Source organism: Helicobacter marmotae (genome assembly GCF_003364255.1).
In the GTDB taxonomy this organism is placed as follows: Bacteria; Campylobacterota; Campylobacteria; order Campylobacterales; family Helicobacteraceae; genus Helicobacter_C; species Helicobacter_C marmotae.
Genome location: NZ_NXLR01000003.1, coordinates 1 through 12,527, shown reverse-complemented (window position 1 = coordinate 12,527; position 12,527 = coordinate 1). Strand labels below are relative to the sequence as shown.

Genomic DNA, 12,527 nt, shown 5'->3' with positions numbered 1-12,527 from the left:
TTCCTTAGGCGATTAAAGCAAGAATCTGTTCTTTGTGAATAAGCGTATCATCATATTTAATGATAAGAACACCCTCACTTTTATTAAGATAGTATTCAATAATACCCTCTTGTGTGTCGAGTTGATGTAGTTTTGATGTGTCTGTTTGTTTAAGATAAATATTTTTATGATTTTTGGGATTACTTAGGAAGATAATTAAAAGCACAGCCCAAAATAGACAAGCGAGTGCGATAAGAAGAGAGAGTGTAAAAAGCCCTATTTGCTCATAAAGCCACCCGCCAAATGCCCCACCAAGTGCGCTGCCCACGTAGCCCATTGTGGTAAATATGCCAAGTGCCGCTCCTTTTTGATGAGCCTTAGGATAGCGGCTAGCAAGGGATTGCATAATAGGCTCATGAATAGCAAAACCAATGAAAAATACCAGTGCAGCAAAGCAAAAGCAAAAAAGTATATGGTTTTTAAAAGCATAAGCCATAAGGAAATATGAAAGCACAAATGCCCCAATGCCAAAGAGCATAACTGCCTTGAATTGCCCCCTTTTTTGTGCAAAGACTGAAGCAGGACCCATAGCTATAATGCCTGCAATGGCGGCAGGAGTGTAGATATACCAAAGCTCTTCTTGCTTGATATTAAAGTGATGAGTGAGTGTAATGCTTATGCACACAAAGGCAAAAATCATCAAAAACTTTTGCAAAAATGCGCTGAGATACATAATAAGCATATTTTTATCGCTTAGGGTATTTTCACACGTTTTGTTATTTTTGTTATTAAAGTTATATTCAACATGCGGGGTGTTAGGCACTTTCCAATAAAGTATGATAAGAGAAAGCACACATAGAGCGCTTGTGAGCAAAAATAAGGTATTTAATCCAAGGTGGCTTGCAATGAGCGGGCTAAGAAACATAGCAAGCACAAAACTTGCAAAAATCCCCGCTCCCATAATAGCCATAGCTTTATTACGTTCTTCTTCACGTACTAAATCTGCAATTTGCGCACTCACTACACCGCCAATAGCCCCCACCCCTTGTAAGAATCTCCCAATAATAAGCCAAGTGATATTTGAAGAAAAGGCACACACAAGAGAACCAAGTAAAAAAATCAATAAACCAATGCCAATGATATGTTTGCGATTATATTTATCACTTAAGATTCCAAAGGGCGTTTGAAAGATGATTTGCGTAATGGCATAGCCTCCGGCAGCTAGCCCGGCAAGAAATGCACTTGTATGGAATTCATCTGTATAAAGCCCAATGATAGGTAAAACAATAAAAAGCCCAAAAAAACGCAAGCTTGAAATAAGCGTAAGGGGCAAGAGATATTTCATAAATGTCCTGCCTATGGGGTTAAACTTGCTCGCAAATGGTGATAGATTTAATAATATCACCTTCTTTGATTTGATCAAGTGTGGCAAAACTTGCACTATCATCTCGCTCAATTCCACCAAAAACCGTGTGAGCTCCGTCAAGATGAGGTTGAGGATCAAAACAAATAAAAAACTGACTTCCGCCTGTGTCTTTGCCCGCATGTGCCATAGAGAGCGCCCCTCTTATGTGTTTATGTTTGCTTACACTTGTCTCACATTTAATGCGATAGCCCGGTCCTCCCACGCCATTACCTATAGGGCAGCCTCCTTGTGCGACAAAATGCGGTATCACGCGGTGAAAGGTAAGCCCGTTATAGAATCCATCTTGTGCGAGTGTTGCAAAATTTGTAACACTCTGTGGAGCGTCTAAAAAAAGCTTTAATTTCATCGTCCCAATGGGAGTTCCATCGGGCTTGCATACTTCAATAAGCGCGTAATTGAGTTTTGCTAATTCTTTTTGCTTGATTTCATAGATCTTTAATTCTCCTCTTTGCATTACATCCTCCTTAATCCTCTGAATAGCTGATGTGATTTGTGGTAATAAAAAAGTGCGGAAATTCTACCGATAATAATTTAATCATTTTTCAATGCAAAGGTATAGAAGTGTTTAGGCAAAGTGCGATTTGTATTTGTATATGGAGTGTATTAAGTATAGGATTTGTAAGTATATTGAGTGCTTCTGAAGATTCTGTAGATGAGGTTATGGAGGGGTATGAAAGCCCTCAAAAGCTCTTTTTAAAAGAAGAGCCCACCAAGGATAAAACTTCTCAAACAAATGCACAAAAAGATATAGCCTATACACATTATAAAGAAGTTTCCACTCCGCCTAAATGGCTCTATAGCACTGCTATTGTGGAGACATTATTCCACGATGGCTCATTTAGAAAAGGGCTTGGGACATTGCTACAAAATAATTTTTATATCACTTCTACCGAAATTATCTATAATGGTAAAATCGCCCCCAAAAAGATATATGCAAAAATGCAAGATGATTTAAATGCCAATATTATGTGTGTGGCGCTTTTAGAGATTAAGGCGGTTGATTTAGATTCGGGATTAGCGCTTTTAAAGATTGCTCAATATGTGGATAGTTATTGCCAAGTGCGTAAAAAAAGCTATTATCAAGATAGAATCTCAAAGCGATTTGGCGTAGATGTTTTTTCTTCAAGTGATTCTATAAGCCCAAATACGGAGGCTTACTACCCGTATTTAAATAGTTCTTATGTGTTTCAACCTCAAAGTATGATTCTCAATAGATTTGCTGCATATTATGACTTCACACGAAGACAAGAGCGTATTTATGGCTTTGAAATAGGGCGAGATTCTTATGAGGAATTTACTTATGGCAGGGCATTTTATGACCATAATGGCGTTTTTTTGGGCATTATGAGCAGAATAGGCACAGGGTATTTACCCGTAGTGCTTAATCGCCATGTGATTCAAGATTTTTTATGCGATATGCAGGATAAGAGGGTGATTAATGATGAATTGATAGGTAAGGCTTGCTTAAAGCTTGGCACACAAAGAATGCGCTTTTTTACCGATACAAAGGCAAGCTTTTTTTAGATTTGCCATCCATATTTGAAATATTTTGGATTTGAGAAACTTTATCGAGTTTATATACATTTTCTAGGTAGAATAACCCCTTAAAAGTTACATAGCAAATATTTTTATCACTTCACAAAGGTAGGCAAATGATGAATAAATCACGGATACTCTTAGCAGGTGTTATTATCTCATTATTAGCAAGTTCAACATTATTTGTTGGTTTATCAGCTGATGATAGTCAAAAAAGCAAACCAAAAGTTCAAGAAGTCAATAAGCTTGAATCTTTTAAAAAATTACGTCGTATTATGAGCATAGTAGAGGAAAATTATGTTGATGAATTGAGCTTTGATGAGATTGTCGATAAGGCTATTGATGGTTTATTAAGCAATCTTGATGCGCATTCAAATTATCTCAATAAAAAGAAATTTGAAGATTTGAGGGCAAATACAGATGGTGAGTTTGGTGGTATTGGTATCACCGTGGGGCTTAAAGATGGCGCTTTAACGGTTATCGCTCCAGTTGATGACACACCCGCAGATAAGGCAGGTATTAAAAGCGGTGATGTGATTATAAAGGTAAATGATAAAAGCACTATTGATATAAGCATTGATGAAGCGGTTAATCTTATGCGTGGGGCTCCGCGCACAAAAGTGCAGCTTACTATCGTGCGCAAGGGCGAGCCAAAGCCCCTTATCTTTAGCATTATACGTGAGATGATTAAGATAGATTCTGTTAAAGTGCGCAAGATTGAGGGCAGTGATTTTGTATATGTGCGTGTATCATCATTTGATAAAAATATCACTAAAAATGTTTCAACCGAGCTAAAAAAGATTGGCAAATTTAGTGGCATTGTGCTTGATTTACGCAATAACCCCGGAGGCGTCCTTGATCAGGCTGTTGATTTGAGTAGATTGTTTATTGGTAGCGGTGTTATCGTTACGCAAAAGGGGAGGACAAAAGATGAGAATGTCGAATACAGGGCTAAAAGTGCGCCTTATGCGAATGTGCCTATAGTCGTGCTCATCAATGGCGGGAGTGCGAGCGCGAGTGAGATTGTCGCAGGTGCTTTGCAAGACCATAAACGCGCTGTTTTAATAGGCGAGCAGACTTTTGGTAAAGGCAGTGTGCAAACGGTTATGCGACTTGATCAAAACGAGGGGCTTAAACTCACTACGGCAAAATATTATCTCCCAAGTGGAAGGACAATCCAAGCAGTGGGCGTTACCCCTGATATTATCGTATATCCCGGAGCCGCCCCAGAGAATGAAAATAACTTTAGCATTAAAGAATCTGATTTAAAAAGACATTTGCAAGGTGAGCTTGATAAAATCAATATGCAAAATGCGAAGAGCGAACCAGAAAATGATGATAAAAAGCTCATTACTCAAAATATGATTTATCAAGATATTCAGCTTAAGAGTGCCATTGATGTCCTTAGGGCTTGGAATGTGATAGGTGCTTTTAATTTGAGTAAATAAGGAGGAGATATGCAAAAGCAAGCTATGCTTTATGAGGGAAAGGGCAAAAAGCTTTTTGCCTCAAGTGATGAGAATGTAGTTATCGCTGTTTTCAAAGATGACCTAACGGCATTTAATGCAGAGAAAAAAGGCACAGAATCTGGCAAGGGAGCACTGAATTGCCAAATTAGCACTTTGCTTTTTACACTCCTGCAAAGAGAGGGGGTTTGCACGCATTTTTTAGAGCAAATAAGCCCCAATGAGATGTTATGCAAAAAGGTTTCTATTATCCCTATTGAAGTAGTTGTACGTAATATCGCTACAGGCTCTTTGACAAAACGTTTGGGGATTAAAGAGGGGAGTGTGCTTCCTTATGCTTTAGTGGAGTTTTATTATAAAGATGATGCACTCGGAGACCCTCTTATTAATGATGAGCATTGTGAGATTTTAGGCTTAATCCACAAGAGAGATGAGCTAGAGATTCTCAAAGCCCAAGCGCGAAAAGTCAATGACATACTGAGAACATTTTTTGATAGGATAGATTTAAAACTAGTTGATTTTAAGCTTGAGTTTGGGCGGGATCATTTGGGGCAAATTATCCTTGCAGATGAGATTAGCCCAGATAGCTGTCGTTTTTGGGATAAGGAGAGTAATCAAAAGCTTGATAAAGACCTCTTTAGACAGGATTTAGGCAATGTGAAAGTGGCATATGAGGAAGTCTTGCGCAGAATCTTAAGGGCTAAAGTATAGGAGATAATGATGAAAGTAAAGGTACTTGTCTCTCTCAAAGAAGGTGTGCTTGACCCTCAAGCCAAGGCTATTACTCACGCTTTGTATGCGCATGGTTTTGATACTCTTAGACATATTAAACTCTCAAAGGAGATGATTTTAGATATGCAAGAGAGCGATCCACAGAGGGCATATAAGCTCGCAGAGGATATGTGCGAGCAATTGCTTGCAAATGTTGTCATTGAAGATTATTGTATTGAGATATTGCAATGAATGTAGCCATTATTCGATTTCCGGGTACAAATTGCGAATATGACACACAATATGCCTTTTCTAAACTCAATGCAAATATTCATATTGTATGGCACAAAGATACAAACTTGCCCGATCATACGAATCTTGTAGTAGTGCCCGGGGGCTTTAGCTATGGGGATTATTTGCGATGTGGCGCAATAGCGCAGTTCTCGCCTATTATGCAGGCTATTAAAGCATTTGCTAATGATGGCGGTTATGTGCTTGGTATTTGCAATGGCTTTCAGATTCTATGTGAGGCAAAGCTCCTTCCCGGCGTGCTTAGAAGGAATATCAATTTACACTTTATATCCAAAATGCAAACTTTAAAAATCGCCAATAATGATAATGTATTTCTACGCTCTTATGCAAGGTCTCAAGAGATTAAACTCCCCATAGCCCATGCTGATGGCAATTATTTTGCCTCCAGTGAGCTTTTAGCACAGCTTAAGGCAAATGGGCAGATTCTACTTGAATATGTAGATAATCCTAATGGCTCTCTAGATGGCATAGCAGGGGTATGTAATGAAGCAAAGAATGTCTTTGGTCTTATGCCGCACCCTGAGAGGGCTATTGAGGGCATACTTGGTAGTTGTGATGGTATAGCTATGCTTGATAATTTATTGCAGATTCCAGGGTGAGTTATGTTGCAGGGGTTTAGATATATATTATGGGCTTTATTGCTTTGTGTGGGGGCTTTATTTGGGCAAACTCAATCTAAAATCGCTTATTTAAATGTGGAATTTCCTAAGGTAGATACAAGCCTTTATGTTGGGCAAAATATAGAGGTGAAATATGCCCTTACTTTATTATCAGGGGCTAAGCTTATCGGTGCTGATGTGCTTGATTTAAGCCCAAAAAATAATGTAGTTTTAAAAAGTAGGGGTAAAAATTGGCGAGCAGATAATAATGGCGTTTTGCGAAATACCTATACATATAATATTACTGCTCAAAATGTGATTATTCCTGCTTTACGCGTTAGGGTCGCCTCAAGTGATGGGAGCTATGAAGAGGAGGTAATCGCTCAAGGCGCGAAGATACAAGCTATAGAGCTCTCAAGCAACCCAAATTACATTCATGTCATCGCTGATATGCTAGAAGTAGTGGATTATCGCGTGAGGGAATATGATGAGGCAAATAATATTGTGATTTTTCAGTTTGAAAGCAAGGGGGCGTATTTAGAATCAATGAAAATCGCCCAATACCCCAAGCAAGGCTTGGAAAATAGCAAAGTCGTGGATGGGATAACATATGGGATTTATTATGTAGTGCTTGATAAATCTATACGTTCTTTGTCTTTTGATTATTTTAATATTACCCAACATCAGTTTGTTACTCTAACTTTGCCTATTCATTTGGTGAGAAATACGCTTAATGCGCAGAGCGGTGATATTAAGCCACGTAATACATTTTTGATTTTTAAGAATCTTTTTATCGGTGGGCTGATTATTTTTGCTTTATGTGTGTGGCTTGTGTTTAAAAGGATACGTAAAATTGCCCTCCTAGTATTAGCTATCCTTGTGGCGCTTATACTCTATAATGTATTTTTCACTAGAGATTCAGGTATAGCCCAAATAGGGGCAAATATAAGCATTATCCCCACGCATAATTCCACGATTACAGAAGTTATAAAAACGCCAACGCGCGTAGATATTATTGGCGAATATGGAGATTATTATAAAGTCATTATAGATACTAAAGTTGGTTGGATAAGGAAAGATCATGTTAGTAAAAATTAGAGCCCTTTTAGCTACTCTCTCTATTGCGATATATTTGCCTATTATTATTGTCCAAATATATCTCACACGCAAGCATAATAATGGCAGGTGGGCACGTAAGCAGTGCCGCTGGTTTTTTAGCCTTAATCATTTAGAGATAGAACGTATTGGTGAGTATGACACACAGGCGCAACTTTTGGTTATGAATCACCAAAGTGTTACAGATATTATTTATTTTGAAGCCTATCACCCCGCTAATTTATGCTGGGTAGCCAAAAAGCAATTAGGAGAGATACCGCTATATGGGCACGCACTCAAAGCCCCAGATATGATACTCATTGATAGAGAAGATAAAAATGGCATTGTATTTTTGATAAAAGAAGCGAAGAAAAAATTAGCAGAGAATCGCCCTATAGCTATTTTCCCCGAGGGCACTCGAAGCAAGGGGGAAGAGAATTTCTTGCCCTTTAAACCCGGTGTGAAGATTCTTGCTTCTAAACTTAATCTTAGGATTCAACCTGCGGTGCTTATCCATACACGCAAGCTTTATAATAGCTCTCCTATGGCGGTACAAACAAACAAGGCAAGAGTCGTGCTTATGGACGCCTTTACGCCTAATTTTGAAGATGAAAACTGGTATGAAACACTTCAAAAAACTATGCACGATGTGTATCTCAAGCATTACAATGAGCTAAATCAGGCACTTTTAAGTAACAATAAGGCAGAATCTTAGGATTCCCATAAAGGGGTGTTAGCTCAGTTGGGAGAGCGCAACGCTGGCAGCGTTGAGGTCAGGGGTTCGACCCCCCTACACTCCACCAAAGTTATTTTCTTCCTCTTTTATTTTACTTCCTTTAATATCGCACTAGCTTTTCATATAGCCATTATTTTTCATTGTAGATACTACTTATTTCTGCTCATTTATGTTTATTTGGGAAGCTTTAGGGAAGAATTCACAAGGGAAATACCAGCGACTCCGTTAGTTTGTCATTCTGAGCCCTCCTTAGAGGGCGAAGAATCTCTAAAGGAATCACTAGTCGCTAACAGAGATTCTTCGGGTCGCTTTGCTCCCCTCAGAATGACAATGAGGTAGAGTCGTTAGTGGATTTTGCAGAGATTCTTCAGTCGTTTCCACTCCCGCTAGACATGACAATGAATCCAATCCGCAAGACAAAATTACCTCACAAGGGAAATTAGTTTGTCATTCTGAGCTTTCGCAAGAAAGCGAAGAATCTCTGTGGGCTTTCTAGTAGGTTTGAAAGAGATTCTTCGGTCGCTCTCACGCCCGCCCTCGTGATGACAAAGTAACTGCCTTTCTAGCGATTCCTTTAAAGAGTCTTTAGCAGATGAGGGGGATTCTTCGCCTTGGTGTTGATTCTTGTCAGAGCCGATAAACTCACCACACAAAGAGATAACCATTGTAGCCAAAGTAGTTTTTTGATACAATACATCAATATCAAAATAAGGTAGTGGCGATAAATGCAAAATGGCTTAAATAACGGGGATATTATTGCCTTAGCAAATTCTTATATGTCTTATGCAAATCTTATTATTGTTGTTTCTGCCCTTATCATTGCTAGTATTACAATAGGTTTGACTATTTATTACAACAGAGATAAGAAAAAGCTAATTAATGAAGCCACCTATAATATTTTAGATAAAATTGCCGAAAATGAGCAAGTAAGGAATACGTTTATTGAGAAAATTTTAGAGAATGAAAACTTCAAGCAAGAGTTTGAAAGAATGGTGGATATACACATTAGTGATAAAATGGACAGACTTACAGATGAGAGTCAAGAGAAGTCAAGTATAGGAGGTTTAAAATGAATTGGACAGCGATAAAAAACAAATCCCCTTATGAGATTTTAGAAATGCTTGAAATGAATGAGCCACCTTTTAATCCCTTTGATATTGCAAGAAAGCTAAATCTTAATGTTGAGAGAACGCTTGATTATGGTAAGCTTGATACAGAGGGACAAATTAGCGTAGATGAGAAGAATGAACCAGAAATTTGGATAAATCCTATCAAAAGTGAGGTAAGGCAACGATTCACCTTGGCTCATGAGATTGGGCACTTGGCGAATGATGTTTTACCTCAAATTGATAACCCCATTATTGATAAATATGAAACTTTATATCGTAGCAATGCTTATGGTGGCATAGAGACAAAAGCCAATAAATTTGCAGCTCAACTTCTTATGCCTTTGCAGCCATTAGAAAACTTTATAGAAGAAAAGAGGCAGGAAGACACTAATTTAACAGCCAAAGAAGCTATTATCCTTATAGCTGCAAAATTTGAAGTCTCCAAACAAGCTGCATTTCATAGACTTCAAAATCTAGGGCTTATTGCATCTGATTACAAATATCCTTTTTAGGCTATGGAATTTATGAGGACAGGCTATTGTTTGGATTTCAGAAGTTTAACCTCTGTTTCTGTGAGATTGTAGAGTTTATAAACTAAAGAATTAATGCGGGATTCTAGCTCGCTTATGTCGGACATATTCTTATGTCTTAGGGCTTGAAAGCTAGAGGAATCTCCTTTAGAATGAGATAATGCCCATTTGCTTTTCTTGTAATGATAATGACTTCGCCATTTTTAATATATTATCTATATATTTAATAATCAAAATTAATCATAAACTTCAATAATCTTTAGGAAAACAAGGAGGCAAGCAAAAAAGAATCTAGTGGCGAAAGCAAACCCAATGGGTGAAGCTTAAGCCCTAGATAGAGGAGCTAGGATTTTGCGTAGCAAAACCTAAAAGCGACAGAGCTATAAGAAGTAGTGTGCTTTGCACACAAACAAATTATCAAACAAAAGCAAGGCGTTGTTTGCCCTAGTAAGCCCTTAAAAGCGTTTATTTGTTGGGGAGAATTGAATATGGCGAGAGGATATGTTATAAAAGGGTTGGGGTATAAGCCATCTCATAGGATAGACTTATAAATGATATGACGATACTATCTCTCCATTCCTCTGTCTTTTTCCTTATTAGCCCTCTCAAGCTTTTGTATAGACTTAGAATCTAAATTTATACCATAAGACTTTGCCTCTTTAACAAGATTATTTGCTTTATCTAAAAATGCTTGCTTTTGCTTCTCATCACTGACTTTTTCATAATTTCTTAGATTCCTATCAAGCTTGTTTTGGAGCTCTTCCCTATTAAGCTCTCGCCTAATAATTTCACATAAACCTTTTGTATCGCCATTAACTGATTGTATGGAAGCTGATAGCATTTGCTCTTTTGGTGTGAGATTTATATCGAGTGTAAATCCTGCATTTTGTGCCAGTTCATTGATAAAGATTCTTTGCACTCTGTCATTACCCTCACGAAATGGGTGTAAGGCATTTAAATCTGCTACAAAAGAAGCAAGGTTTTGCGCAAATTTATCTTTATCTTTTATGCCTTTATAGAACTTCTGTGCTTTTAGATTCCCAAAAATACTTTTGGATTGTTCGGGGAGAAAGCCTCCTTTACAAAAGATAGAATCTCCTTTTGCCATAAATCCATATAATCCCATTTCATACCTATCTTTCCCTGCCCATGAATAGACATCTTGGAATATGTATTTATGAATAGCTTTTAAGTGTTTGTAGCTAAAATCTTTTTTGTGTTGTTTTTGTTACCATTCTAAGCTTCTTAGGTTTGTGAGCATTCTTTCTCTGTGATGTAATTCATCAAGTGAGGTTGCACCCACAAGGTTGGTTTCAAGTAAGAATCTATCAAACTCATTAAGGTGTTCGTCACTATCCCACATTAAGTTAAAGTAGCCCCCATTGGCTTTTATGATGGGCTATGATTTCATCAGCAGTCCTTTTATTTGTTATGATTTGAATATTATGAATAATATCTAATTCATTAAGATGCATATCCTCAATGGCAAAATTGCAAATATTAGAGTGAATATTTTTATATTCCACATCTGTGAGATTGTCTCTATAAGATTCTAAAATTGCTAAGGATCCTTCTAGGCTATGCACTTCTGGATAAGAAGTATTGGGCTTAAGTCTTGCGGTCATTTTACTCTTTTTCTGTCTTTGAGGAAGTATCTCTAGCTTAGGCTTCATTTTTAAACTTTCTTTGTGGTAATGGGGGAATCTTAACATCGCTCCCATAAAGAATATAATGCCAATATGCCCAACTTTTCTTATCAAACCAGCCCGCTTGTGCTACTTCTAATGCTTTTTTAAGCACATCTTTATCAAGCTTATAAAGTTTTACAAACTCTTTTTCATTATTTGCATAACGCATAGCATTAGCAATAATTCGTAATGGATTAGATTCTATAAGATATTCTGGCTTTTCCCACCAAACATAAGGGGCAAAATGTCGCAGTATTCTTTTATTAATCTTCATCACCCAATCTCCTTTAATGCGATTATAAGACACAAGCCCTTTAAAGCACTTAAAAGGGTATATCTTGGTCTATTTGATTTAAATAATGTTTATCCTTGCATATTTTTTACCCTCATATTCCCATGCTTCTTGCCTTAATTCACCTTGCACATATACTTTTTTACCTTTGTTTAGGTATTGAAGTATTTTTTCTCCAAATTGTCCCTATCCCACAAATCACAAAATCCAATCAATATATCGTAGATAAACTTATTGCCTTAGTGGAGGCAAATTGTCATGCCTTAGAGAATGAAGCAAGTGAAAAATCTCCATCTCAAACCCCAAGTGGTAGCAAAGTTTGTCATTCCAAGCATTGTGAAGAAACTCAGCCCGAATTACCAGCGAGTCCGTTACTTTGTCAGCTCTAGAGCGAAGCGAAGAATCTTTTCACAAAGCCACTAGACAATCCCAATCCTCTTGTCATTCTGAGGGAGGGCAGAGCCCGACCGAAGAATCTCTATTTGATACACCAGAAATTCTCCAAGTCTGTCATTCTGAGCCTCCTTTAGGAGGCGAAGAATCTCTAAACGAATCACTAGTCGCCCACAGAGATTCTTCGGTCGTTACCACTCCCGCTAGACATGACAATAAGTCCCAAACGTCTTTTAGCAGTGAGATATATTCTCATCACAGGATAAAATTAAATCGCACGAAGTGCCACCTCTTAAAGCATCCCTCTTGTGGGGGATATATAAGGGGGCAAGAATATTATTATGGGGTTGGAGCTTGCCTGCACGAGCGAAGCTCTTGCCCCCATTATTTTATAAAACTTTGCACATTTAAGCCCCTCCCCCTTATAGAAAAAAAAGAGAGTCACTAACAACTTCGTTATTTTGTCATTCTGAGGGAGCGTAGCGACCGAAGAATCTCTCTTATCCGCTAAGGACTCTCTTTCAAAACACCAAAAAGCACGACTAGTGATTCGGGTAGAGATTCTTCACCCCTTGCAGGGGTTCGTGATGCCAAAATAATTTCCCTTGCGGGTAGCCAAGTTTGTCATTCTGAGCCTGTGAAACAGGCGAAGAAT

19 protein-coding genes, 1 tRNA gene and 1 pseudogene are annotated in these 12,527 nt (G+C 38.0%); 13 read left to right on the top strand and 8 right to left on the bottom strand.

The features are described 5' to 3' along the window. Positions 1–4 precede the first annotated feature (4 nt). Both CQA63_RS02405 and CQA63_RS02400 read right to left on the bottom strand, forming a co-directional pair. Positions 5–1,324 carry an MFS transporter gene (locus CQA63_RS02405; protein ID WP_104700306.1) on the bottom strand — a complete coding sequence of 440 codons (1,320 nt, stop codon included), beginning with the start codon at positions 1,322–1,324 and terminating at the stop codon, positions 5–7. Positions 1,325–1,343: 19 nt separating this feature from the next. Beyond that, on the bottom strand, positions 1,344–1,859 hold the full coding sequence (locus CQA63_RS02400; RefSeq protein ID WP_104700305.1) for a peptidylprolyl isomerase: 516 nt from the start codon (positions 1,857–1,859) through the stop codon (positions 1,344–1,346). Positions 1,860–1,966: 107 nt separating this feature from the next. Here CQA63_RS02400 and CQA63_RS02395 point away from each other — a divergent pair, with 107 nt between their 5' ends. From CQA63_RS02395 to CQA63_RS09700, 9 genes are all read left to right on the top strand, one after another. Next, complete coding sequence (locus tag CQA63_RS02395) at positions 1,967–2,929, top strand: hypothetical protein (protein ID WP_233706643.1); 963 nt, start codon at positions 1,967–1,969, stop codon at positions 2,927–2,929. A gap of 128 nt (positions 2,930–3,057) precedes the next feature. Beyond that, on the top strand, positions 3,058–4,389 hold the full coding sequence (locus CQA63_RS02390) for a S41 family peptidase (protein ID WP_104700304.1): 1,332 nt from the start codon (positions 3,058–3,060) through the stop codon (positions 4,387–4,389). Positions 4,390–4,398: 9 nt separating this feature from the next. After that, complete coding sequence (gene purC, locus CQA63_RS02385; protein ID WP_104700303.1) at positions 4,399–5,118, top strand: phosphoribosylaminoimidazolesuccinocarboxamide synthase; 720 nt, start codon at positions 4,399–4,401, stop codon at positions 5,116–5,118. 9 nt (positions 5,119–5,127) lie between these two features. Then, positions 5,128–5,370, top strand: a complete 243-nt coding sequence (gene purS, locus CQA63_RS02380) for a phosphoribosylformylglycinamidine synthase subunit PurS (protein ID WP_104700302.1) — start codon at positions 5,128–5,130, stop codon at positions 5,368–5,370. After that, positions 5,367–6,029 (top strand): phosphoribosylformylglycinamidine synthase subunit PurQ, encoded by a 663-nt coding sequence (purQ, locus tag CQA63_RS02375; protein WP_104700301.1) that lies wholly within the window; start codon positions 5,367–5,369, stop codon positions 6,027–6,029. Before purS ends, purQ begins: the two co-directional genes overlap by 4 nt. 3 nt (positions 6,030–6,032) lie before the next feature. Beyond that, positions 6,033–7,127: an SH3 domain-containing protein gene (locus tag CQA63_RS02370; protein WP_233706642.1), complete on the top strand. Its 1,095-nt coding sequence runs from the start codon at positions 6,033–6,035 to the stop codon at positions 7,125–7,127. Next, positions 7,111–7,839 (top strand): 1-acylglycerol-3-phosphate O-acyltransferase, encoded by a 729-nt coding sequence (locus CQA63_RS02365; RefSeq protein WP_104700300.1) that lies wholly within the window; start codon positions 7,111–7,113, stop codon positions 7,837–7,839. Before CQA63_RS02370 ends, CQA63_RS02365 begins: the two co-directional genes overlap by 17 nt. Before the next feature lie 12 nt (positions 7,840–7,851). Beyond that, positions 7,852–7,927: transfer RNA gene (locus CQA63_RS02360), tRNA-Ala, on the top strand. A gap of 110 nt (positions 7,928–8,037) precedes the next feature. Then, positions 8,038–8,199 carry a hypothetical protein gene (locus CQA63_RS09700; protein ID WP_158655497.1) on the top strand — a complete coding sequence of 54 codons (162 nt, stop codon included), beginning with the start codon at positions 8,038–8,040 and terminating at the stop codon, positions 8,197–8,199. A gap of 83 nt (positions 8,200–8,282) precedes the next feature. Here CQA63_RS09700 and CQA63_RS02355 read toward each other — a convergent pair whose 3' ends face one another. After that, positions 8,283–8,591, bottom strand: coding sequence for a hypothetical protein (locus tag CQA63_RS02355; protein WP_104700299.1), 309 nt, complete (start codon positions 8,589–8,591; stop codon positions 8,283–8,285). On the opposite strand from CQA63_RS02355, the gene CQA63_RS02350 reads away from it, so the two are divergent. Further along, positions 8,586–8,933, top strand: a complete 348-nt coding sequence (locus CQA63_RS02350; RefSeq protein ID WP_104700298.1) for a hypothetical protein — start codon at positions 8,586–8,588, stop codon at positions 8,931–8,933. The genes CQA63_RS02355 and CQA63_RS02350 overlap by 6 nt on opposite strands. After that, on the top strand, positions 8,930–9,481 hold the full coding sequence (locus CQA63_RS02345; protein WP_104700297.1) for an ImmA/IrrE family metallo-endopeptidase: 552 nt from the start codon (positions 8,930–8,932) through the stop codon (positions 9,479–9,481). Before CQA63_RS02350 ends, CQA63_RS02345 begins: the two co-directional genes overlap by 4 nt. 583 nt (positions 9,482–10,064) lie before the next feature. Here the strand turns inward: CQA63_RS02345 and CQA63_RS02340 are convergent. From CQA63_RS02340 to CQA63_RS10545, 5 genes and pseudogenes are all read right to left on the bottom strand, one after another. Next, positions 10,065–10,694: pseudogene (locus tag CQA63_RS02340) on the bottom strand (Fic/DOC family protein); the annotation flags it as partial. Positions 10,695–10,727: 33 nt separating this feature from the next. Next, a complete protein-coding gene (locus CQA63_RS10355; protein ID WP_267891930.1) occupies positions 10,728–10,862 on the bottom strand; it encodes a hypothetical protein in 135 nt (44 codons plus the stop codon). Positions 10,863–10,866: 4 nt separating this feature from the next. After that, positions 10,867–11,124, bottom strand: a complete 258-nt coding sequence (locus CQA63_RS02335) for a hypothetical protein (protein WP_104700339.1) — start codon at positions 11,122–11,124, stop codon at positions 10,867–10,869. Between the two features lie 37 nt (positions 11,125–11,161). Continuing rightward, positions 11,162–11,461, bottom strand: a complete 300-nt coding sequence (locus CQA63_RS02330; protein ID WP_104700295.1) for a hypothetical protein — start codon at positions 11,459–11,461, stop codon at positions 11,162–11,164. Positions 11,462–11,539: 78 nt separating this feature from the next. Continuing rightward, positions 11,540–11,611, bottom strand: coding sequence for a hypothetical protein (locus tag CQA63_RS10545; RefSeq protein ID WP_411710160.1), 72 nt, complete (start codon positions 11,609–11,611; stop codon positions 11,540–11,542). Between CQA63_RS10545 and CQA63_RS10165 the strand changes: the two genes are divergently transcribed. Together CQA63_RS10165 and CQA63_RS09395 are read left to right on the top strand one after the other, a co-directional pair. Continuing rightward, positions 11,584–11,868 (top strand): hypothetical protein, encoded by a 285-nt coding sequence (locus CQA63_RS10165; protein ID WP_244916261.1) that lies wholly within the window; start codon positions 11,584–11,586, stop codon positions 11,866–11,868. The two genes, CQA63_RS10545 and CQA63_RS10165, sit on opposite strands and share 28 nt — an antisense overlap. Further along, complete coding sequence (locus CQA63_RS09395; RefSeq protein ID WP_147288715.1) at positions 11,856–12,320, top strand: hypothetical protein; 465 nt, start codon at positions 11,856–11,858, stop codon at positions 12,318–12,320. The genes CQA63_RS10165 and CQA63_RS09395 overlap by 13 nt, the downstream gene beginning before the upstream one ends. Positions 12,321–12,527 lie beyond the last annotated feature (207 nt).